General features: G+C 44.2%; 17 protein-coding genes and 1 pseudogene. 10 read left to right on the top strand and 8 right to left on the bottom strand.

What is annotated here, in order from left to right; translation table 11 throughout:
• Window positions 1-372: 372 nt before the first annotated feature.
• The 8 genes from QUA34_RS25185 (at window position 373) to QUA34_RS25150 (ending at window position 11,333) form a co-directional block, all read left to right on the top strand.
• On the top strand, window positions 373-1,524 hold the full coding sequence (locus QUA34_RS25185; RefSeq protein ID WP_333326282.1) for a glycosyltransferase family 4 protein: 1,152 nt from the start codon (window positions 373-375) through the stop codon (window positions 1,522-1,524).
• A gap of 92 nt (window positions 1,525-1,616) precedes the next feature.
• Window positions 1,617-3,620, top strand: coding sequence for an ABC transporter ATP-binding protein (locus tag QUA34_RS25180; protein ID WP_333326284.1), 2,004 nt, complete (start codon window positions 1,617-1,619; stop codon window positions 3,618-3,620).
• A gap of 84 nt (window positions 3,621-3,704) precedes the next feature.
• The gene (locus QUA34_RS25175; protein ID WP_333389822.1) at window positions 3,705-4,904 is read left to right on the top strand and encodes a glycosyltransferase family 4 protein; all 1,200 of its coding nucleotides are present in this window, start codon (window positions 3,705-3,707) and stop codon (window positions 4,902-4,904) included.
• Between the two features lie 118 nt (window positions 4,905-5,022).
• A complete protein-coding gene (locus QUA34_RS25170; RefSeq protein WP_333389820.1) occupies window positions 5,023-5,997 on the top strand; it encodes a glycosyltransferase family 10 domain-containing protein in 975 nt (324 codons plus the stop codon).
• Between the two features lie 130 nt (window positions 5,998-6,127).
• Complete coding sequence (locus QUA34_RS25165) at window positions 6,128-7,162, top strand: DUF2278 family protein (RefSeq protein ID WP_333389818.1); 1,035 nt, start codon at window positions 6,128-6,130, stop codon at window positions 7,160-7,162.
• A gap of 205 nt (window positions 7,163-7,367) precedes the next feature.
• On the top strand, window positions 7,368-8,342 hold the full coding sequence (locus QUA34_RS25160; protein ID WP_333389817.1) for an Npun_R2821/Npun_R2822 family protein: 975 nt from the start codon (window positions 7,368-7,370) through the stop codon (window positions 8,340-8,342).
• Window positions 8,339-9,271: an Npun_R2821/Npun_R2822 family protein gene (locus tag QUA34_RS25155; protein WP_333389815.1), complete on the top strand. Its 933-nt coding sequence runs from the start codon at window positions 8,339-8,341 to the stop codon at window positions 9,269-9,271. Before QUA34_RS25160 ends, QUA34_RS25155 begins: the two co-directional genes overlap by 4 nt.
• A gap of 163 nt (window positions 9,272-9,434) precedes the next feature.
• Complete coding sequence (locus tag QUA34_RS25150) at window positions 9,435-11,333, top strand: Npun_R2821/Npun_R2822 family protein (RefSeq protein ID WP_333389813.1); 1,899 nt, start codon at window positions 9,435-9,437, stop codon at window positions 11,331-11,333.
• Between the two features lie 132 nt (window positions 11,334-11,465).
• On the opposite strand, the gene QUA34_RS25145 is transcribed toward QUA34_RS25150, so the two are convergent.
• From QUA34_RS25145 to QUA34_RS25130, 4 genes are all read right to left on the bottom strand, one after another.
• Window positions 11,466-12,416, bottom strand: a complete 951-nt coding sequence (locus QUA34_RS25145) for an NAD-dependent epimerase/dehydratase family protein (protein ID WP_333389811.1) — start codon at window positions 12,414-12,416, stop codon at window positions 11,466-11,468.
• Between the two features lie 171 nt (window positions 12,417-12,587).
• Complete coding sequence (locus QUA34_RS25140) at window positions 12,588-12,962, bottom strand: hypothetical protein (RefSeq protein ID WP_333084848.1); 375 nt, start codon at window positions 12,960-12,962, stop codon at window positions 12,588-12,590.
• Between the two features lie 163 nt (window positions 12,963-13,125).
• Window positions 13,126-14,802: an AarF/ABC1/UbiB kinase family protein gene (locus QUA34_RS25135; protein WP_333326299.1), complete on the bottom strand. Its 1,677-nt coding sequence runs from the start codon at window positions 14,800-14,802 to the stop codon at window positions 13,126-13,128.
• Window positions 14,803-15,219: 417 nt separating this feature from the next.
• A complete protein-coding gene (locus QUA34_RS25130) occupies window positions 15,220-16,377 on the bottom strand; it encodes a DegT/DnrJ/EryC1/StrS family aminotransferase (RefSeq protein ID WP_333389809.1) in 1,158 nt (385 codons plus the stop codon).
• Window positions 16,378-16,504: 127 nt separating this feature from the next.
• Here QUA34_RS25130 and QUA34_RS25125 point away from each other — a divergent pair, with 127 nt between their 5' ends.
• Both QUA34_RS25125 and QUA34_RS25120 read left to right on the top strand, forming a co-directional pair.
• Window positions 16,505-17,284, top strand: coding sequence for an ABC transporter permease (locus tag QUA34_RS25125; protein ID WP_333326303.1), 780 nt, complete (start codon window positions 16,505-16,507; stop codon window positions 17,282-17,284).
• 206 nt (window positions 17,285-17,490) lie between these two features.
• Window positions 17,491-18,129, top strand: a pseudogene (locus tag QUA34_RS25120) (Uma2 family endonuclease).
• Window positions 18,130-18,188: 59 nt separating this feature from the next.
• Here QUA34_RS25120 and QUA34_RS25115 read toward each other — a convergent pair.
• The 4 genes from QUA34_RS25115 to QUA34_RS25100 form a co-directional block, all read right to left on the bottom strand.
• On the bottom strand, window positions 18,189-20,078 hold the full coding sequence (locus tag QUA34_RS25115) for a hypothetical protein (RefSeq protein ID WP_333389807.1): 1,890 nt from the start codon (window positions 20,076-20,078) through the stop codon (window positions 18,189-18,191).
• 159 nt (window positions 20,079-20,237) lie between these two features.
• On the bottom strand, window positions 20,238-20,912 hold the full coding sequence (locus QUA34_RS25110; RefSeq protein WP_333084832.1) for a nitroreductase family protein: 675 nt from the start codon (window positions 20,910-20,912) through the stop codon (window positions 20,238-20,240).
• A gap of 134 nt (window positions 20,913-21,046) precedes the next feature.
• Window positions 21,047-22,030, bottom strand: a complete 984-nt coding sequence (locus tag QUA34_RS25105) for a GntR family transcriptional regulator (RefSeq protein ID WP_333084831.1) — start codon at window positions 22,028-22,030, stop codon at window positions 21,047-21,049.
• A 208-nt stretch (window positions 22,031-22,238) separates the two neighbouring features.
• Window positions 22,239-23,801 carry an adenylate/guanylate cyclase domain-containing protein gene (locus QUA34_RS25100; protein WP_333389805.1) on the bottom strand — a complete coding sequence of 521 codons (1,563 nt, stop codon included), beginning with the start codon at window positions 23,799-23,801 and terminating at the stop codon, window positions 22,239-22,241.
• Window positions 23,802-23,936 lie beyond the last annotated feature (135 nt).

The raw sequence follows: 23,936 nt of genomic DNA, 5'->3' as shown, positions 1-23,936 counted from the left end.
CGTGACGCGATCGCTCTTTACTAGAATAGTCGATCGCACGGCTACAATATTTTTACCAAATCAACTTAACAATCCCTGGCGTTTAAAATAATTAAAGTTTGTTGGCAAACTGCATCAAAAACAACAAAATTCAGCCCAAAATAAAAAAAAATTAGCCTCAACATACCCGAAAATTTACCTAGAAGAATTATTGCTGGCTGGAATAACAGTCTTGGGTGCATCACTGGTTTGTTTTTACCAAAAGACGCGTTGCTGCCCTTTGCCCTGGTTAAAAACCCGGTTGCTTTGGTCGGGAGTGCGTGAGTCCGCATCGCCTTGACAAAAGCTCGGTTAAGCAGGAAAATTAAAAAAATGTTTTAAACAAAATACTCAGTGAAAGTTTCATTAGTAGTGAGCGATTTGTCAGGAGGAGGTGCAATTCGTGCTTTTTTATTAGCTCAAGTCTTGATAGAGCTTAAATGTGATGTAGAAGTTGTTGGATTTCAGTTTGGCAAGGAATTGTACGCTACTCCTCCCAGAGACATCCCGGTATGTGCGATACCGGGTAAAAATTATCCGGGGTTTTTGATGGATGCTCAAAAACTTTGGAAAAAAATAGATGGGGATATTATTTATGCAGTCAAACCTAAACCTACAAGCTTTGGGTTATCACTGCTAAAAAAACTGGCGAATCGCCACTTTATAATTTTAGATATAGACGACTGGGAACTGAGCTGGTACGGCGGAGATGAATGGAAATACCGTCCCTCTTTTAAACAACTTTATCGAGATATTTTTAAACACAACGGTCAATTGAGAGAACCAGATAATCCGCTCTATCTCAAGTGGATGGAAAGTCTAATTCACCGTGCTGATGCAGTCACCATTGATACTGAGTTTTTAAAAGAGCGTTTTGGTGGTGTATATTTGCCTAATGGTAAGGATACTGCAATGTTCGACCCTGCTAAATACAATCCTGAATTGAGCAGACAGCGTTACGGCTTGTCCGGGTATAGAGTTCTGATGTTTCCGGGGGCACCGCGACCTCATAAAGGCGTGGAGGATGTTTTGATGGCCCTCGAACTGTTAAATGATCCCGATTTAAAATTAGCGATCGTCGGCGGCAGTCCTTATGATGATTATGATGATAAACTTGTGAAACAATGGGGGCGTTGGATTATTAAACTGCCAAGGTTTCCAGTGGAGACGATGCCGTCCGTTGTAGCGGCGGCTCATGTTGTCGTTGTTCCTCAGCGAGAAACTCTCGCAGCCGTGGCTCAGTTTCCGCTCAAGCTGACAGATGGTATGGCAATGGCTAAGCCTGTTTTGTCTACGCGAGTGGGGGATATTCCAGCAATTTTAGGGGGAACGGGTTATTTAGTCGATCCGAGTTCTCCCGCTCAAATTTCACAAAAAATTCAATGGATATTTCAAAATTTGACAGCGGCTAATTTACAAGGAATGAAAGCTCGGGAAAGATGTGTGAAAAAATATAGTATTCAAGCAATGAAACCGATACTTTCAGAGATAATCGCAGGTATGTAAATGTTATTTTAAAACTACTCAATGGAGGAAGAAAAGCTGGCTGTTATTAAAGAATATTTTGAGATGCCGTACTGTTTAGCTGGGAATGCTTCATGTCTGCCAATAAGCTACTCCTAAAATTTGCCAGACGATATCCCGGCAGGATTTTCTTAACTGTGATGCTGGGCTTTTCTGGCGCTTTATTCAACGGTATCAGCACTACTCTGATTGTACCAGTGCTTTTAAGTTTTTTAGAGGAAACTATCGAGCTGCGTGGTGCTCCACCTCTAATTAAAACTTTGATGTATCCCTTTGAGGGAATGCCCGGAAATCAGCGTTTAATGTTGATGACCGGGGCGATTGTGCTGGCAATTTTTTTAAAAAATGTTGCGAGTTATATCAATACTTTAGTAGCTACTTCTCTGACGCGATCTCTGACTTTTGATTTGCGAGAAGCAGGTTTGCGTTTGTTGTTAGAAGTAGATTTAGATTTTTACTCTAAAACTAAAGTCGGGGATTTAATTAATAGATTGGGCGGAGAGATTGGTCGGACTGCTAGTGCAGTTGGTACGGCCATCGGAATGTTTACTACCTCAATCACGGTTTTGGTTTTTGTGGGTTTGCTACTTTCTATCTCGTGGAAACTGACGGTGACAGCTACAGTTTTGCTGTCGTTAGTTGCTTGGACAAATCAATATATTATTAACCGTTCCAAGCATTTTGGCCACCTGCTTTCTGAAATGTCGAAAGATTATTCGGTTAGGGTACTGGAAACGATTAGTGGGATTCGGCTGGTCAAGTCAACGGGGAACGAGGAAAGAGAGTATCAGCGGATCAAGCATTTAATTCAAAGGCGAGAACAAGCGGATTTTCAGGCTCAGGTAAATTATGCCGCGATCGCCCCAATTAACGAAGTTGTTAATTTGATAGTTATAATTTTGATTGTATTTATAGGTCGCACAATATTTGCGAATGAGATAGAGTCTATTGCTACAATTTTATTAACCTATTTATTGGTACTGTTTCGATTAATCCCTTTGATTTCACAGTTGAATAGCGGCCGCAGTCAATTTGCTAATACGTCGGCTAGTGTAGAGGTGGTTAATGATTTTTTGAGCTGCGAGGACAAGCCATTTATGCTGAACGGTTCTGTGCCTTACACTCATTTGCGATCGGGAATTCATTTTAATAAAATATCTTTTAGTTATCCTAACCACAAAAATTTAGTTTTGCAAGGAATTGATTTATTTCTACCTCATGGCACTACTTTGGCTTTGGTAGGAACTTCGGGTTCTGGTAAGTCAACTTTGGCAGACTTACTGCCGAGATTTTACGATCCTACTGAAGGTAATATCTCGATCGATGGCAGGGATTTGCGCGAATTTGACTTGAAAAGTCTGAGACAAGCGATGGGTATTGTTAGCCAAGATACGTTTTTGTTTAATGCTTCAGTGCGCGAAAATATTGCTTATGCTAGACCCCAAGCGACTGAGGAAGAAATTGTGGAAGCGGCGAAGGGGGCGAATGCTTATGAGTTTATCCAACTGTTGCCGGAGGGGTTGGATACTCAAATTGGCGATCGGGGGGTGATATTATCGGGAGGGCAGCGTCAGAGAATTTCAATTGCTAGAGCCCTACTGCAAAACCCGGAAATCTTAATTTTAGATGAGGCAACGAGTTCGCTGGATACGGTTTCGGAAAGGTACGTGCAAGCGGCGATCGAGAAATTGAGTTGCGATCGCACAACGTTGGTAATCGCCCACCGCCTCTCCACAGTCCAAAAAGCCAACAAAATCGCCGTGATCGATCGCGGACAAGTAGTAGAAATGGGTTCCCACGAAGAATTGCTAGCAAAAGGAGGTTACTACACTCGCTTGTATTCAGTGCAATTTGCCGAAGAAACCGCTCGCGATGAAGCTCTCATTAGAGGTTCTTACGAAATTCGCACTCGCCTGACTCCCATGATAGCTTACCTCAAAATGCTAGTAGATGAAATGGTAGACTCTCCCGAAGAAAGAGACGAGTTAATCAGAGAATCATTTCACTCTGCTGCTAATATTTTCACTACTTTAGAATTTATAGAAAATACTATTAAGCGTCAGGCTGTTAAAAAGTAGTCAGTTGGCAGTAGTCAGTTGTCAGTTGTCAGTTGTCCACTGTCTACAGAGTTAACAATTACCAATTACCAACTACCAATTACGATGTCTAAATATTATGTATTTTTTACCAGAAATATCTTACCGCAACCCAATGTAGCGAGCTTAGTTCAAGTTGCACACTCTGCAAATGCCGCAGCAAATCTCGGTTTACCAGCAGTTTTGGTATATCTCCGCAAAGGCTGGAGTGCTTTGAATCCGGTTGATTTGCTTTTTCCTTTTCAACCCAGGAAACCAGATGACAAACTTGCCAATATTTACAATATTCAAGATAAATTAAAAGTAGCAGATTTACCGATGCCGTGGCCGATCGACCGTTGGGACAGCAAGTGGACGAGTTCGAGTACAATAGTATCAAAATACTATTTACCGATTCACCTGCTTAAATCAACTAAAATTGTCCACACCCGCGACTGGAACTTTGTCAAAGCAGCAGTTAAAAACGGTATTCCCGCTATCTACGAACAGCATCACCATGAAAACAAGCAATTTGAATCAGAAATTGTCCGCAATCCTCTGTTTCAGATTTCCGTAACTGTTGCCGATACAGTCCGAGACAGCATGATTTTGAATGGGATGCCGCCGGAAAAAGTAATTACGTTGCACAACGGTTTTAACCATTTGTTTATCGCCAGACAAACAGAAGCTGCCCAGAATTGGCGACAGCAATTATTAGAAGATGAGAGACAGCATTTAGCAGTTTATGCGGGCGGACTTTACCCGTTTAAAGGTGTGGATATGTTGGTGGATGTGGCTCAGGAATTGCCGCTGGTTCAATTTGCGATCGCCGGCGGTGATTCATCCCAAGTAACAGCCTACCAGCAGTTAGCCAAATCCAAGCAAGTTAACAACATTAAATTTCTCGGCTACCTGCCTCAAAATCAACTAGCTAGCTTGCTGCAAGCAGCCGATGTTTTGACTCACCCGCACTGTTTGACAGAGGCTGCGACGTTCACATCTCCTTTAAAATTCTTTGATTACATGGCATCGGGAACTCCGATTGTAGCGACGGAGATTGGATCTTTAATGGAATTTAAATCTGGAAATATAGCAGCAACTTGGTGCGAACCCGATCACCCGCACCATTTCGCGCAAAGCATTCGAGATTGTTTAACTAAATATCCGAGGAAAAGCGAAGGCTATGCAGAAACAATGGATTTTGTCAAGCAATTTTCCTGGGAAAATAGGATAGAGAGAATTTTAAGTTATGTGGATCAGCAAGTGCGATCGCAAATCATTCATTAATCCTCATCCGATAATTTTCAAATCCTCCGGGGCGAGTTTTACCAACAATCATCGCCTAAAATTAATAATCTCATAAACCCGCCCCGCCCACACGCAAAAACCAGATTTATTATTAGATATGAACCCAAAAATCATCGGCACAATCACCACCTACCCAGGCATGAACCAAAGCGACTGGCTGTGGCAACAAACCCCGCACAACTTCGGCAAATGGGGAAACATTCAAATGCTCGCCAACCACCCAAAACCCGACTTTTTACTGATGTATCAATTCGACTTTCCCCAACCGCCCAAAAAGCAATCCTGGGTTGATAAAATACGTCGCTACAGGCATCAAAACCCAGAAAACGAAATTCAAGAAAAATTGCGCGGTGTCCCCAATGAACGCATAATTTACCTGATACGCGAGCCACCATTACCCGAAGTTATTGAAATTACCAAAGCCAACTACGAACAAGCCAAACTTTATTGCGGTTACGTTTCCGGGCCCGACGAGTTCGCACCAAAACCCGATTATATGCCCGCGATTTGGTATCACTCTAACTCGTTTCGAGAACTAGATGAAATGCCTGCGCCGCCGAAAACTAAATCCTGTTCTTGGATTACTTCAGGTGTTAGCCGCACCGCCAATCACCGACGCCGATTAGATTTTATCAAATTCCTGCGATCGCAAGAATTGGATTTTGACCTTTACGGGCGAAACTTGCCAACTTGGGCGCGCGGGAATGGCACTATGAACAATAAATGGCACGCCGTCGCACCATACTATTACAACTTAGCTATTGAAAATTATGCAGAAAACGATTGGTATGTCAGCGAGAAGCTTTGGGATGCTTTGTTAGCTTGGTGTTTGCCGATTTATTACGGCGGTTCGGCGGCCGATAAGTTGTTGCCGGCAGGGAGTTTTCTGCGGCTGCCCAGTCTGGATGAGAAAGGAGTAGAATTTATTAAAGAGGTTGTAGCTACTGCGGATTATTGGCATGAAGCCAGGGATAAAATTGCCGAAGCCAGACAAATCATTCTCCACGAATTGAACTTGCTCAATTGGCTGTCTAAGTTTGTATCTCAGGAAATAAATTTTAATGATTCGTAAAAGCAAAAATCCCGATTTCTATGAGAAGTTTTTGGGGGGAGGGGTGACAAGATGAAGGGGCGGCTTGACTGGCCAGTACGATCGCTCCTGTAGATTATGTTGTATATTTTGAAGTACCGAGGAGAAGCTTGTGGCTTTAAAGAATTACGGTGTTTTAAAAGGTCGTCCTGTGGGACGGCGTTTGGCGATTACGTCTAATGCTCATTACCAAGTTCACTTAGTTTCGGAAGATACAGACTACCGAATTGCTATCAACGTCAAATCGAAGCTAGAACCGTCGGAATTAGAGTATTTGGTTGATGAAAATTTCTCTTATCCCATTTTGGCAGATTTGGCAGATTTGCCTTTGGGCTTCAAGGAACTGAAGAGAAAGCCCGGTGGTTTGGCACTTGATTTTATTCGCGGTAATTTGTTCGATCGCACTAAAATGATACCTCTACCCTTCGATGTACCTGGTGCGGATAATGACTTAAACGAGAAAATTGACAAATACGTGCAGCGGGCAATGTCGGATGAATCAGCTCATATCTATGCTTTCGGCGAGAAATGGGGGCCGGAAAGAATCAAAGACAAAATCTTCGGCTTTTTGCCCGGTAACGGCATTCACGACATCCACATGAATCAGGGGAATGCCGGCAAGTTTGCCAAAGATAACGGCGTTTGGCAAGACGGCGCAATGCTGCTACACTTCCCGTCAGAGAACCGCTGGATAGGCATTTTCCTGAAGTTTCAATCGCAAACTTGGCATTCTGACGACGATTTGGGACACCGCATCGACACTCTACCCTCACCCATTATCGGCAAACCTGCTGTCAAATCTGTCGAAGCAGCTACAGTTGAACCTGACTATATTGTCAGAATTGTGGCGGCGTTAGTAAGTCCTGTGGGTGAAGCTGCTGGGAAGGAAACCGTAACACTGCTGAATGCTTCACCGGATGCAATCGATTTGACTGGATGGTCGATCGCAGATAAGTTAAAAAACAAGCATAGGCTTTCCGGTACGGTTGCTGCTGGTGCTTCTCTGGTCGTTACCTTGCCACCAAACGTGCAACTGAGTAAAAAAGGTGGCTTGATTACGCTGCTAAATCAAGAAGGTTTGAAAGTTGACGGCGTGTCGTACACTGAGCAACAAGCACAGCGCGAAGGTTGGACGATCGTGTTTTAATTATACGACTTACGCACGGGTCAGAAACCGGTTTTTTTGCGAGGATACTTGGTTACAGCAGACAGAAACAGCAAAAAACCCGGTTTCTTTGATAGTTGTAGACGCACAGGCGGTCAGCCCTTGTAGGGTGCGTCGCTACAAACAATTCTCGCTACTTACAAATATGCGACACGCGACGCACCCTACCACAATTTATTCACTAAATATGAATGGAATTTGCACGCTTGGCAACGATACAGTTTACGACCAACTAATTGCCTTACTCAACAGTATTGAAGTTATCTTAGGCTCAAATATTCCCGTCTGTATTTATCCTTTCGACGACCAAATAGAGCAAATCAAAGCTGAAATTGTTAACCGTCCCAACGTCTTTATTTATGAAGATAGCGCATCTATTCAGCGATGGGACAACTTCATGCAAGCAGCCGCACCAGAGCGTTTGAACCGCAAAAAATTTCGGCTTTACGGCGCACATCGGCGCTTTTGCGCTTTCGACGGCCCGTTTGACAAGTTTATCTACATGGATGCCGATACTTTGGTGATGAATTCCCTTGATGCGGTTTTTCAGAAGTTAGAGGAATCGGATTTTGTAGTTTATGATTTTCAATTTCGCGATCCAACTAAAGTCTACAATATTCAGTCACCAAAACTTCTCGAAGTTTTTGATCAAAATCGGATAGACTCGGAAATATTTTGTTCGGGATTTTACGCTAGCAAGCAAGGATTGTTTGATCAAAATACTAGGGAATGGCTGTTAGCTCAACTGCAATCTGGCGAGGCGGAAATTCTCTATGAAGGTGCGGGAGAACAGCCGTTGCTCAATTATATGGTGATGAAAACGGGGATGAATAGCTATAATTTTGCTTACAGTCTCCCGGATGGCGAAAAAACGGGATGCAGTGTCACTTCCAAACATTTTGAAGAGCAAGATCAGATTTTGTACGACAAGGGAAACCGACTTACTTACATTCATTATATTGGTGTGCCGCCGGATTTAATTCGGAGAGTTTGTGCGGGCGAAAATATTGAGTTTCCCTATCGCGATTTGTTCCTGCATTACCGCTATCTCCGCGAACCCTCCAAGCGCCCGGTTTTTGCCCAAGCGCCAAAGTCTTATACTGAGGTTTCTGGGGCGAATTTGTTAACCAGGGTATTGAGAAGGTTGAGGATAAGTTTATGAATCGCGGTATTTATATTGTTGCGAATGATAAGGTGATCGAAAGTGCGATCGCCCTTTTAAACAGCATACGTCTGTACAATTGTCAAGTACCTGTTTTTCTGATTCCCTTCGACGACAATTATCAGCAAGTCGCAGCCGCACTCAGCCGTCTTCACGGGGTGCGATTGTTCCCCAATCTGGAGTTTGTGGAACAGTTTACCAGAGAAATTGGCCAAATGTTCGATCGCAACTTTTTAGCCCTCCCCAACAAAATGCGAAAACTCGCCACCTGGTTTGGCCCCCTCGACGAATTTCTGTACATCGATACCGATATCATCGTCTTTGAAGACATCGCAGCCAACTTAAACAAACTATCAGAAGTAGACTTTTTTTGCTGCGACTACCACCACCTCAGCGAAAAACTGCGAAATGTATTTTCACCTGCTGTACAACAACAGAATATCTTTACCGACTCCCAGCTTCAAGATGTATTCAACAGCGGTTTTTGGGCATCAAGAAAAGGAACTATTACAGAATCACAAATGTATGAGATTTTGCGAGAATGTTCGCAGCATCGAGAATATTTTGACTTTACTCAAAATGTCACAGACCAACCTATACTAAATTATATCATTCTTAAGCTGATTCCCAAGCGCTGCAATCTTGTTAAAGATTCAGCAACCGAACCAGGAAGCTGGGCTGGTTCCAAGCATTTTCAAGAAATAGATTATGTTCTTTATGACAAAGGCAAAAGGTTAAAATATATTCACTGGGCTGGAATACCAATTAAATCCGGTAGTCCTTATTGGAAACTGTGGAAACATTATCGTTATCTCAATGAGGAACCACCAAATTTAGTGCAAAAAATATTTCGCTCTTTGCATGGTGTGTTGAGCGCTGTTATAATATGCGATATTGTATGGTGTGTTGGGCGCTGTTATAATATTTGATAAAGCCGAGATATCTGCCAGGAGCCAACGCACCTTGGGCGAGAATTTCGGTGCATTGGGCGCTGTTTTGATCTTCGATAATTTCGATAAAGCCGAGATGATCCCCAGTGCCCAACACACCCTAGCGGAATATTTGGTAAAGGATTTAAAAAACTTAAAAATTATGACAAATGGTATTTATATTCTAGCAAACGATGTGGTTTTCGACCACTTAGTCGCTTTGTTAAACAGTCTCGAAGTCAATGGGGCAAAAGATATTCCCGTTTGTATCATTCCCTATGATGATAGACTGAAAAAAGTGCGAGGAGAAATTGCAATTCGTCCTAATGTCACCCTCTTTGACAACACCGATTCAATTCATTTCTGGGAAGACTTTGCAACTCAAGCTTGGACATCTCACGCCAAAGCTCAAAAAGTTTGGCAAGCTAAAGGTTTGAAATCAGTTCACTGTTTGACCAGGCATCGGAAATTATGCTGTTTTGACGGGCCTTTTGACAAATTTGTATATTTTGACGCGGACACTCTGTTAATGGGTTGTCTGGATTATATTTATCAAAAACTCGATCGAGTTGATTGGGTAGCCAACGATTTTCAATACAAATCAGACCTCAACTATGTATTTGACTTATCCTCAGATAAATTGCCACATATTTTCAATATTGACCAACTGCCCTCTCATACTTTTTGTACAGGTTTGTTTGCTTCCAAAAAAGAAATATTTAATAGAGAAAATTCAGTCCAACTGTTAGATAACTTAACATCAGGAGAAGCGGAAACTATGTGTTTGAGTGCATCTGACCAATCTTTACTTAACTATTTAGTCGCCCGCAGCAAAATCTCTTTTTACAACTTTGCATATGCTCAACCCGAACAGGTAACGGGAAATCATTGGTCTTCTCAATTTGATGTGATAGATAATGTTTTATATGATAAAGGACGGCGACTTACTTATTTGCATTACATGAGTATTTCGGCTGCAAAAATTAATCAATTGTGTGCTGGTGAAGATGTTGAAATTCCCTACCGAGATGTATTTCTGCACTACCGCTATTTGAAGTCGCCGGAAAAATGCCCCAAACTCAAATCCCCAAGTTTGCTAGTGCGCGGATACAGAAATGCCAAAACCTTTGTCAGGCAAAAAAATATCAACTTTAGGTATAGATTGGCAAATACAGAAATGAATATTTTGCGAAAAGCTGGCAGAAAAATTCGCAGTTTACAACTCGAAAATAAAGTTTACCAAGAGTATTACAAAATTATGATGGACTTGCGGACAAGCCTTCTAGGCGTTCGCTTAATTTCAATTCGGCGTCCGTCTGTGGCTAACAGAAGTAAAATATCTCTAGCTATTACGCATTTTAACCGTTCTAGTTTGGTTGTAGGTGCATTGTGCAATGCTTTGTATGACGATCGTATTGATGATATTATTATTTACGATGATGCTTCCTCTCCCGAAGAGTTTTCTAGGATGCAAGCAAATATAGCAAACTTGTCACCTAAGATTTCTATCCGCCGAGGTGAGAAAAATTTTGGTGCGTATAAAAGCAAAATTATGGCTATTTCCCACTGCAAAAATGAGTGGGCAATTATTCTTGACTCTGACAATGCGTTGAGCGAAACTTATGTCGATCGACTCTACCACATAACTGCATGGAATCCTAAGCTAATTTACTGTCCGACATCCGCCAATCCCTACTTTAATTTTAAATTATATTCTGAGACAGAAATCAATCTTGAAAAAGCACGAGAATTAATTCTAAATAATCCCAACCCTAAATTATTTCGCAATTTTATTAATGATGGCAACTACTTCGTCAATGTACAGAAATACCTGGATTGTGCCGAGGATAATCAAGATATTTGCGTGCAAGCTTCCGATGTCGCCGCTTTCAATTATTTGTGGTTGAAAAGTGGCGGCAGCTTGTATGCGGTGAGTAATTTAAGTTATTATCATCGGCAACATTCAGGCAGTTATTGGCTCAGTACAATGACTGATTCTAAAAAAGTTTTGAATAAAATTATCGAAGCCATTACTAATCACAAAAACTGCGATTTTTTCTAAAAATTAATGGTATAATCGCAGCATTTCGCTGACAGAGAAACCTCAAAAGTTGGGTAATTCAAAAAATTAACAATCTTCAATTTAAGTTGCGGAATTTCTGGGATAGATAGATAGATAGCATCTAACTGTACTCTAACCGTACACAGACTGAATCCACTCCCATTCGCGCCTTAAACCTTCTTCTAAAGCAACCTGCGGCTGATAACCTAAGATTTTCTGGGCTTTAGACACATCCGCGCTAGTGTGCCGCGCGTCTCCCCTCGCAGCTTCGGTAAAATCTATCCGAATAGGTCGATCGACAATCCTTTGTATTGTATCAATAACTTCTTTTAAAACTACCCGACTTCCCCCACCAATATTAAAAACTTCCCCCGCAGCTTCCGCAACCTCAGCCGCCGCTAAATTCGCCGCCACGCAATCGCTGATAAACGTAAAATCCCGCGTTTGCAATCCGTCGCCGAAAATTGAAATCGCCTCGTCAAACAAAATCGACTTAAAAAACTTGTGAAAAGCCATATCGGGGCGCTGTCTGGGCCCGTAAACGGTAAAATAGCGCAGCGAAGTAGTCGGAAGACCAAAATTTTTGTAATAAAGTCCGCACAAACGTTCACCAGCTAATTTCGTAATTCCGTAGGGAGAAACTGGCTGGGGACAAGCGTTTTCATTCGTGGGAAAAGATTCAGCATTGCCGTAAATTGAAGAAGAAGAAGCATAGACAAACTTTTTCAATCTGGGCGCATCTTTTGCCGCTTCTAACAATACTTGAGTGCTGTTAATATTGCGATCGGTATAGCTGCGAAAACCGTCGCCCCAGCTAGCACGAACTCCTGCTTGCGCCGCCTGATGAAATATTACCTTAGCATCGGATAAAAGCGATCGCCAATTTAGAGACAAAATATCGCCTTCCACCAATTCAAAACCCGGATACTTTTCAAATCGTGCAATATTTTTGCGCTTGAGATCCGGATCGTAATAATCGTTGAACTCATCAACACCAATCACCGTCTCGCCTCGATTTAAAAGAGTTTCTACTAAGTTAGATCCAATAAATCCCGCCGCGCCCGTAACAATTAAAATACTCATTCGATTTTCGATTTTAGATTGTAAAAAAAAATACACAAATTATTGCCTAAGCTGTCATCTTCTTCTTTCTCTTCCTCTGCGTTCTCTGCGGTTCAAAAAGCATCAAATTAGGATAATCCTCGATCACTATCAACCCCCTTGCTTCTCACAAAAGAGGTTGATAGTTAACTTTCATTGTTCAAAAGAATCTAAATCCAGTGCTTGGGAACCTCCGCGTTCTAACTCGATCAAAAGCTTACCTAACTGAGTCCAAACTAGCCAGCCTGTGAGTAGCGTCAGTGGCAAAGCTAGGGCATAACAAAGTAGTTTTGGGAAGCCAAAAATCTCCATTCCAGAAGCTAAAAATACGCAAATACCGCCAGCCATTCCCAGAAAAGGTATGACCAATTGCAGCCTTGGCAGGTTAGCCAGGGTGCGAGTAGAACGATTTTTAGACCACTGTTGTACGGATTGTTTGAGAGTTGCTTCAAATGCTACACCGGAGGCCATCCCTGCTAGCAGTCCAGCCGACATTAAAAAATAGGGAGGTTCTGGAAAATAATACACGAATAATTCCTTAATTTGGGTAATTGGAAATGGGGCATTGGCCAAACAGGACATTGGCCAAACAGGGCATTGGGCATTGGGTATGGGGAATTAGTTATTAGAACCAACAACTAACAACCAACAAATAACCAATGACTAATGACTAATGACCAATGACTAATGACTAAAATCGAGTTAGCGCGGCTGCTCCTGCTGTGGAAAACTCCGTCAAAGCGCCTAGAGCAACGTTGAACAGGCGACCGGGCTGCAAATCTTCCTTGACTAAGTTCCACAGGCTGCGAACTTCTTCGGTGTGGATTCGATCGTCCTCAATTAAAGCTAACATTAGCTGCCGTCTCAAAAACGACCCTTCCTCTGACAGCAAAAATTGCAAGCCTAGTTGTGCTGTGGGGAGCAAGTCGAAACTACGATCCGATCGGGCGATCGCGATCATGTCCTCTAACCTGTTCCACTGGAATTTGCCATCTTTGAATAATACCTCAATCAGACGCCGCCGCAGTGCCGGAGATTCTCCATTCAACAAACGCCGCGCTACATAAGGATACGCTACCTCGACTATCTTGAAATTCGGATTCAGCGTCAGGGCCAAACCTTCTTCTGTCACCAGAGAGCGAATAATTAAGGCAAATTTCGCCGGCACCCGGAAAGGATAATCGTACATCAACTCCGAAAACTGGTCTGTAATCGTCTTGAAGTTAAAATCTGACACCTTTTCCCCGACGATATCACCCAGTACAGATTCCAACGCCGGGACGATCGGCATAATATCTGTATCTGGCGTCAAAAAGCCAAGTTTGACAAAATCCTTGGCTAATTGTAAGTAATCTTTGTTGATCAAATGAACGACAGAATCAACCAAAGTTTCTTTAGTTGTTTCTTCCATCTGATCCATCATCCCAAAATCAATGTAAGCCATGCGGCCGTCCGCTAAGGCAAACAGATTTCCCGGATGGGGGTCAGCATGAAAAAATCCATGTTCCAGCAACTGCCGCAAACCGCTGCGGACTCCGACTTCAATTAAACTATCGGTATCCAAACCTGCGGCTTTAACACTTGCCATATCTGTCAGCTTGATGCCCTCAATCCATTCGAGAGTGAGAACGCAATTTGAAGTATAGCGCCAGTAAATACTCGGAACTTTTACTGTCGGGTCGTCGGCAAAATTTGTCGCAAATTTCTCGGCGTTGCGGCCTTCATTGATATAATCAATTTCCTCGAACAATTTGATACCGAATTCATCCACGATCAAACAGAGGTCGTGACCGAGATTCAGCGGCAGCAACGGGCCCAACCATCCAGCGGCCCAGCGCATTAAGTAAAGGTCAAGGCTCAAGACTGGCAACAAATTCGGTCGCTGAACCTTGACTGCTACTGCTTCCCCGGTGAGGAGGCGAGCTCGGTAGACTTGACCAAGACTTGCCGCGGCGACAGGTTCGGGGGAGATTTCGCTGTAGGTTTCGCTAATTTTGCGATCGAGTTCCGCTTCAATAATCTCGAAAGCGCGCACCGAGTCAAACGGCGGCAATTGATCCTGAAGTTTGATCAATTCTTCGAGAAAGTCTTTGCGGATCAAATCCGGTCTGGTAGAAAGGGCTTGACCGACTTTAATGAAAGTGGGGCCCAAGCGAGTAAGTATTTGTCGTAGGTGGGTGGCCCGTTCCGGCTGGTGTGCTGCGACTTCGTGCTGCCAACTGTCCCACAGCATCCCCAGTACAAAGCCCGCAAAAGACCAAATAACGGTAATTGCGCGCCAAATTGCTTTCCAAGGACGTTTGCGGTAATACTGAGCGATCGCTTGTGGATCGTAGCGTCTAGCCTGAGTGAATTGATACTGAGGCACTCGTTTATTTTCCTCTTATCTTCTGAAAATTACAGGTTAAATTGAGAATTGGGCATCGGCCATCGGGCATCGGGCATTAGTTATCAGGTATCGGGAATGGGAAGTCGAAAGTTCAAATATTATTTAGTTTTCGTTCTTGGTTCTTCCTTCTTCGTTCTTCCCTCTTCCCTCTTCCTTCTTCCTTCTTCATCATTGACCGATCGCATTTCAAGTTTTAGGCGAGCGGAAAATGCACCCGTGCGAGGCGGATTGCTAGCCTAAATTTGTTTCTTTTCATTAAATATAGTACATAAAAGTACAAGTGATCGGTCAAAATACTTAACAGCTCTCCCTCAACCCTGCACATTCTCACAGCACTGCAACCCTGCAATTCTTTTCTCCTCCTGCATTTCCCTCGCTGATGCCATCGCGCCAAAGCTACCGGATGCGATCGGCCTTTGCCAAGCAATCTTTCAGACCATAAATCGTCCGCTCTTGTTGATCCCTCGACAGTTCCGGGAACATCGGCAAAGACAAGACTTCGCGACAAACTTGCTCAGCCTTTGGCAATTGACCGGCAGCATAGCCCAAAGATTTGTAAACAGGTTGCAGGTGCAAAGGTAACGGATAGTAAACCATCGAACCGATGCCAGCTTCCTGCAACTGAGCCCGCATCCAATCTCGAAAATCGCCAGAGGGATTTTGCGCGTCTTCTGGACTTGTCAGCCGGATCGTGTATTGATTCCAAACTCCTTTTGCGAACGGCAACTCTTTGGGGACGGCAACTCCGGGCACGCGGGAGAGAAATTCGCTGTAAAGTGTGGCGTGAGAACGTCGCTGGGCGTTCCAACTGTCGAGATACCGCAATTTAATGCTGAGAATCACCGCTTGCAGGGCATCTAAACGGCTGTTGTAGCCGATTTCTTCGTAGAAATACCTAGAAGACTGTCCGTGTTCTTTGAGCACTCGCATCGAAGCTGCCAGGGCAGGATCATTTGTCGTCACCGCGCCACCGTCACCGCAAGCGCCTAAGTTTTTGGTTGGATAAAAACTGAAGCAGCCGACATGACCGATGCTGCCGACTTTTCGAGATTGCCACTCGGCCCCGACAGATTGGGCGCAATCTTCAATTACGGCTAAATTGTGCCGAGTCGCAATTTCCATCAGCCGAGTCATGTCTACCGGTTGGCCGAAGATGTGGACTGGCATAATTGCCTTGGTTTTTTCGGTAATTGCCGCTTCGAGGAGCTCCACATCCAGATTAAAAGTCTCGCTGTCAATATCGACAAATACTGGAGTGGCGCCGACGGCGCTAATTGTCTCAGCGGAAGCAAAAAAGGTAAAAGGAGTGGTAATCACTTCATCGCCGGGGCCAATTTTGAGAGCTCGCAAGGCCAAAATCAGGGCATCGGTGCCGGAGTTGCAGCCTACGCACTCGGAAACGCCGATGTAGTCGGCGAACTCTCGTTCAAAACTCTTTACGGCTGGGCCGCCTACGTAGCCGCCAGAGGCAAGCACTTTTTGGACTGCAGCGGTTATCTCGTCGCCAATCTGCGCGTATTGGCGGGTTAAGTCGAGGGGGGGAACATTATTCACTCTTCACACCATAAATTTCAAGCATTATCAAAGCAAATTCTTGCAGCAAAACTGTTTCTCAGAAACCTTTATTGCAATATCTTATATTTGGACAGGCAAACAATCACATTATCGAAAGGGTGGGCCGGTGTTAATTCTGCTAGATTTGACAGATTTGGGTTGGGCTTTGGGGATGGTGGCGATCGCGATCGGGCTTTCGGCGTGGCAGGGATTGGGGCTGGAGGGGGCGATCGCGATCGCCGCAGGGCGCACCCTGATCCAGCTAATCTTAGTCGGGTACGTACTCGCAGTCATATTTGACCCGGAGGGGAAAAATCCTTGGCTGGTTTTAGCAGTTTTAGCAATCATGCTGACAACAGCTAGCATGGTTGCCAGCAACCGCATCAGCAAAAAAATCAAGAACTTACTGCCGTTAGTTTGGGGTTCAATTTTTATCAGTACGGCCTTGACTCTCGCCTATACAAACTTGCTAATTTTGCAACCTGACCCTTGGTACGAACCACAATACCTGATTCCTTTAGCGGGTATGATTTTGGGCAATGCCATGAACTCCGGGGCGATCGCGGGCGAAAGACTTGTGAGTACAGTTAATAGCAGTCAGTTAGAAATAGAAACCCATTTAAGTTTAGGTTCGACGCCGCAGCAAGCAGTAAAACAGTACCGCAAAGATGCGATCAAAGCTGGATTAATCCCGCTCTTAAATACAATGACAGTGGTAGGAATCGTGACTTTACCGGGAATGATGACAGGTCAAATGCTGAGCGGTGTCAGTCCTCTCGATGCAGCATCTTACCAGATTTTGATTATGTTTGTGTTAGCGCTGGCAACTGTAATTGCAACTCTGCTTTTGACTGAGGGATTGTCCCGGAAGTTTTTTAATCAAGATGCACAATTGATAAAATGGTAATTGGGCATTGGGAATTAGGAATTGGGAATTGGGCATTGGCCAAACAGGGCATTGGGCATTGGGTCGAAGAGAATTGGGAATATAATATCGGTAGGAACTTGCATTTGCCTTTATTTTATTGAACAGGCAAGATGCCTGTTCCACAAGAGTTCACTTTTTGTGGGGTGGGCTTCTAGCCCGCCCGCCCATAATTCAGGAGAATAACCATGATTCAAATAGCAACTAAAACGCTAACTTTTGAAGAATTTGCGGAATGGAAGCCATAAAATGGACGTTATGAACTGCACAATGGAGAGATTGTTGAAATGTCACAGCCATTAGGAGACCATGAAGAAGTTATCGGTTTTTTAGCAAGAAAATTGACCGTCGAATTCGATCGCCTAAACCTGCCGTACTTCATCCCCAAACAAGCATTAGTTAAGCCGCCGGAAAACGAATCAGCTTATTCGCCCTATATTCCGATCTTAAATCGCCCCAACTTAGCATCAGAACCTTTGTGGCAAAAATTCTCAACTGTGACTCAAGGGGCATCAATTCCGCTGGTTATTGAAGTAGTTAGCACCAACTGGCAAGATGACTACATCAGAAAAGTAGGGGAATACGAACTAATCGGGATTCCTGAATACTGGATTGTGGATTATCTCGGTTTGGGCGGCCGTCGGTTTATTGGCAACCCAAAACAACCGACTATTTCTATTTATCGGTTGGTTGATGGTGAGTATGAAGTTAGTCAATTTCGGGGAGAGGACAACATCGAATCCGCAGCTTTTCCCGAGTTAAATTTGACGGCACAACAAGTTTTTCAAGCGGGATTGACGGTGGATGAAATTGCTGGGGGTGCGTGAGTGTAAATATTGCGATCGTTCAGACAGATTTTTTGCCCTCACGCACCCTACAACTACAACTACTTCGGTTCGTGACTCCCAATCCGCTTGCCTTCACCATCGTACACCTGCATCGGGATTTTGGCGTTTTCGGCGATCGCCTCCAAAGCTTTTTGCAACGTTTGAACGTGCTTTTCTACAGCTTGGCGAGACTTCACAGCATTGTTGTTGTTTGCTTGAATGAAAGTTTGTTGCAATTTCTGCACGTAACCTGGAGTCATCTGCACCGCAATCAAATCTTTGCTAACAGTATAGTCGCAAATCTTGGGGTTGCCTTTGCAAGTTCTATCTAAATCGGTGCGGGCTTTTTGCAGGTTCCTTTCTTCCTGCAACTTTACTTCTGCTTGCTGCAAAGAAGTTTTGTAGGAAGCGATCAGCGGTTGGACTTTCTGGGAATATGCAGTTGCTGCCGGCACTTGCTCCGCGTAACTCAAAGCTCTTCGCCAGGATTCTGATGCTTTAAACCAGGCGTTTTTGCCCTCAAAAATTTGAGCTTCCGCTGCTAAAGTCACAGCTTGAGTATACGCATTTTCCGAAATTCCTTCGACATTTTTGCGCTCGCGAGCTTCTGAAAGTTTGGTTTCGTATTTGGGAACTAGCAGTTTAGCTTGTTGGTAAGATGTCGTGTTCGTGGGAATTTCTGATAGGATGTCGAGGGATTCTTCCCAACCTGATTGCACTTGATCCCAAGTCTCGGCTGTCTGAGCTACGGCTTCGCGAGCTTCTGCTATTTGGGCTCTACTTTTGGCGGCGAGCAGCGTTTTTTCGGCTTGTTTCTCTGTGCTTAACTGCCGATTTCCTGTTGCTACATTCTTCCGGTATTCCTGCTTTTTTTTCTGAGCAAAAGCATAAACTGGACTGTCTGTGGGGATTTCTCCGAGTTCGGCGATCGCACTTTGCCACAGAGCTTGCGCTTCCTGCCCGTCCTCGGCAGAATAAGGCGGATTTTGGGTTTTCTGGGTTGCTGACTGTGCGAGGCGCGCTGCATCGATCGCAGAGTTTAAATTCTGATTTTGCGAACGGTAGTTTTCCAGAGCGCTTTGAGCTTCACCGCGATGAATTGACCAAGAGGGAATCGGTTCCAAAAGGGCGATCGCCTGTTTTAACTGTCGCTGGGCTTCTTGGGGGCTGTTGGCAACTTTTGACGTTTTTAGAGTCTTCGTCGAATTCTCGCTCAACTGTTTGGCATTAGCTAAAGCACTACATCCTCCGATGACGCAGGGCCGGCTCAGCATATAATAACCGCCTGCCAAAACTAGCGCGGCGACACTGATGATTCCTGCAGCAGCCAGCATCGCAAACGGTGAATGCTTGGGTTTTTGGGCAACTGTTACCGCTTCCATATCCAGCGGATTGAAGGGATTATCTCCAATATCTGCCGGGATTGCAGCTACCCTAAAGGCGATCGGATCGGAATTGCTCGAACTCTCAGACAAATTGGGGAAATATTCTTCATCCCACGCATCTTTCCCATCTGTTTCTAACGGTATCTCCTCCTCTACCTCCGCCGTCTCGGCAACATTTTCTGTTAAGACTATCCCGGTTTCTTCTGCGGGGATATTCTCGGTTTTTTTGAACACCTGCACTGTTTTTGGTCTTGACAAAACAGGGTTGTGCATGGTAAAAGAATGGAAAGCATAAGGCTGTTTTTGCCCGGTAATTTTTAGGCAAAGTCCAATCTGTTGAATAGATTCTGGTTCTATTTCAAGAATTGCTGCTTCTAACACCGCAAAAGTCGGTTTGGCTTTGAGAACTAAACTGCGCGGGTGTTCTCCCACAACCGTTAAAGATTTATCTCGAAAATCGCAACTAATATAAAGCGGTAAGTTTTTAAATCCGGCTGCTTGCAAGTGTTGCTGCAATTTTACTTCTAGAATTTGTGCGTTGCTTTGTCGCGTTGCTATTGTCATATTTTTTCCTCTGTCTGATCTCACCACTTGCGATTTTAGATTGGGAATTTTAGATGTTAGATTGGAGAACAGTCGGCTTTTTTGATTTGTTTGAACGTGAGCACCGATTCGTTCCAATTCTTAACTCTAAAAATTAAAGTTGCAACAAAATCTTAACTCTCAAATCTCAGCTTGCAAAGCCTGTCCATAACTTTCGCTGTAATAAACTTGAGTCACGTCAAAACGTCCGCCATATTGTTTGAAAGGTTCTGCTGCATAACCAAGCGGCAGCAAACAGCAAACATCTACTTCTTCTGGAATTTGAAAGGCTTCTTTCACCTTAGCGCTGACAAAACCTTCCATCGGACAACTATCTAGCCCAAAACTTTTAGCTGCAATCATTAAGTGAGCTACTGCGAGCATTGTATGTCTGTTTGTCCAAGTTTCTAGGGAATCGAAGCAGGGACGGTTCTCGAACAATTGCGGGATTGCTTGTCGCATATAACCAGCTAAATTGTCATTCATTGCGCCTGCTGCTTTGCCCAATTCGATGACGGCTTCGGTATTTTCGGGGCCGGCGGCGCGTCGATCGCCACAGCAAATTAATACTGTTGGGGCTTCTACCACTTGGCGCTGATCGAAGGCGCAAGCTTTTAATTTTTGTTTGCTGGCTGGGTCTTGAAGTACGATAAACCGCCAAGGCTGCAAGTTGTAACCAGAGGGCGATCGCACTCCCAACCGCAAAATCTCTGCCAATATGGCTGGGGGAATCGGATCTGGTTTGAAGCTGCGGGCGGCGCGGCGGCTTTCGATCGCCGTTTTAACATTAATTGAAGGTTGGATTTCAATTGTCATGGATAATTGGTAATTGGTAATGGTAATTGGTTATTGGTAATCGAGAATTGAGAATTGGTTATTGGAAATTAGAACAACAACTATCAACTGTCAACTGTCAACTGTCAACTGTCAACTGTCAACTGTCAACTGACTTATCCCAAGCCCAACTCGCGCTTGAGCAAATTAATCGACTTAGATCCGATGTAATTTTCGGAGCATATCAGTTGCGGGGGACGAATAATATCTTCTCTAGCCGCATTGATGGCAGCTTTTACTGTAGCAAAACTCGGTTGGTCGCAAAAAATTGTTCTAGCCGATCGCACGATCGAGTTAATCTTGTACTCGTCTGACACCAAGGCCGTCATCACCAGCAAATCCTCTCCCCGGATGCTGTGGATGATGACTTCGGTCGATCGTAGCATTCCCGGACTCAGGCTGACGAGACCCAAATAACTGTCTTTGGGCAAACTCCCCACTAGCTGGATTTCCTGGCTGTAGTCGTAGATGTCTACGGGAATAACTCGCACAGAACGCGGTGCCGAAATCGATTCTGCTTCTCCGATAAAATATCGACTCGTGATCACAGTTCCCGAAGAGATTTGATCCAAAAAAGTACCGAGCTGTTCCATCGGCACTAACTGTATGGGAATGCGAAGAGCTTGTTCGAGTTCTTTCGCCATCAGTTCACCCACGCCGATGTCTTCTGTGGGGGCTGTGACGACCACGCGGGCGCTGCACCTGAGCCGCCAGTCAATTTCTGCCAAAAATAATTCCCTCGCTTGGTTGAGCGTACAGCCCTGTCCCAGCAGTTGATCGATACTTCCTTGCACTATTTTGTTGGCAAGGGGATATTCTTCGAGGATCGGAGATTTGAGTTTGTTGCCGTGTTCGTTGCCTAGGGCGCGGACGTAAATGCCCGATCCTGCTTGGGCTTCTACGAGTCCGGTATTTTCGAGCTGTCGGTATACTTTGCTGATGGTGTTGCGGTGCAAACCTGTCTGCATGGCTAGCTGTCTGGTGCTGGGCAAGCGGTGTCCGGGCGGAAATTGTCGCGAGGCGATCGCAAACCTGATTTGATTGAATAGTTGGGTGGATGCTGGAATATCGCTATCTGTTTGAATATGAAATTGAACCATTATTAAAGGCTCCGACGACTTCAACTTAGTATTTATATAACCTCGAGTACCGCGCATAGAATTGCTCGGATATCTCTGTCTATAGCATAATCTTATTTGGTTGATCTGCAGCAGCCGTTCTACCACAGGACGATCGCGCCGAAGAAGCGATTAATCGCAGACTCCGGCATTTTCTCAAAAATCAGGTACTTTCCAGTCTTAGTTTTATTTACTCCGCAATTTTGAGATCGCTTGCTGTTTTTCTCCCGGTCAGCAAATAAGTCCGCATTTCCCCCTTACCTTTAATCTCGATCTCGCCACGATCTTCAAATTCATATTTATCCTGGAGTAACTCATAAGTATAGTGGCTGACTTGAATGCGACCTGGTATGCCGTGAGATTCCATGCGGCTGGCTGTATTCACGGCATTTCCCCACAAATCGTAAATGAATTTTTTAGTGCCGATTACCCCCGCTACCACCGGGCCGCTATTAATCCCGATGCGGAGGTCAAATTTCGCGTCTAGCTTTACATTTAATTCTTTAATTGCTGCTAGCATATCCAGCCCCATTTCGGCGATCGCCTCTGCATGGTCTGGACGTTCAATGGGAAGACCGGCTGCTACCATGTAAGCATCCCCGATCGTCTTAATTTTTTCTAAGCCGTGCTTCTCACTCAGTTGGTCAAAAGCTGAGAAAATTTCATTCAGTAAGTATACTAATTTAGTGGCGGACATGGTAGTAGAAATTTGGGTAAAATTCACCAAGTCAGCAAAAAGAATTGTGGCTTTTTCAAACTTGTCTGCAATTACCCCCGGTTCGTGCTTCAACCGATCGACGATCGGTTCGGGCAAAATATTTAGCAGTAAACTTTCAGTTTTTTTCTGTTCTTTCCTGAGTGCAGATTCCATCTGCCTGCGCTTAGTTATATCATGAAAAAACACAGAAATGCCGTCGTGAGAAGGAAAAACCCGGACTTCCAACCACACTTTTAAGGGACGATAATATTTTTCAAAAGCCACTCCAATTTGTTTGGCTACAGCTTCATGATACTCTTTATAAAAATCAGAATTTACGAATTCAGGAAACTCTTCCCAAAAATTTTTACCATAAAGTTCTTCCTGCGATCGCTTCAAAAATTGGGACCCTTTGTAATTGATGTAAGTAAATCGCCACTGGGTGTCGAAAGCAAAAAAAGCATCGCTCATTCCTTCTAAAAAATTGACAATTTGCTCGTCGGTAGAACGGAGTTTCTCTTCTACTTGTTTGTTCTTGATCTGTGCGCGCTTTAATTTAGTCAGATTTATTCGCAACTCCATGTGGTTGATAATTTGCCGTCCTAAAGTCCGCAGCGCTTCTAGCTGTTGTGGGGTGAGATTACGAGGAACTGTATCTATCGCGCACAAAGTGCCGATCGGATAACCGTCAGGAGTTACTAGGGGGGCTCCAGCATAGAATCGAATATTGGGATCAGAAGTTACTAGCGGATTGCCGACAAAGCGATCGTCATCTAAAGCATTGGGTACCACTAGCAATTCGTTGGGATTTAAAATAGCGTGGGCGCAAAAAGCTGACTCTCTCGGAGTTTCGGGCGCTTCCAGACCCACTTTGGATTTAAACCACTGTCGGTTAGAATCTATTAAGCTTACTAAAGCAATAGGAGTGCCACAAATATAAGATGCTAAAGCTGTTAGATCATCAAAAGCGGCTTCAGCTTCTGTGTCGAGAATGTTGTAGCGGTGAAGTGCTTCTAGCCTCTCTTCTTCGTTGCTGGGCAAAGGTGCAGCTTGCATGGGAGGCCGCGAGGATATAGGTTTACGAACACTGCGTGGAAGTATTATTGCTGCGAATTTTCTGACTTGCGAGAACACTTTTTTAACTAATATCAAAAGACTTGTTGGCCAATCTTTATTCATCTTTATTTATTG

Origin of the sequence: Microcoleus sp. POL10_C6, from assembly GCF_036701585.1 — a bacterium.
Classification (GTDB): domain Bacteria; phylum Cyanobacteriota; class Cyanobacteriia; order Cyanobacteriales; family Microcoleaceae; genus Microcoleus.
This window is presented reverse-complemented; position numbering and strand designations above follow the sequence as displayed.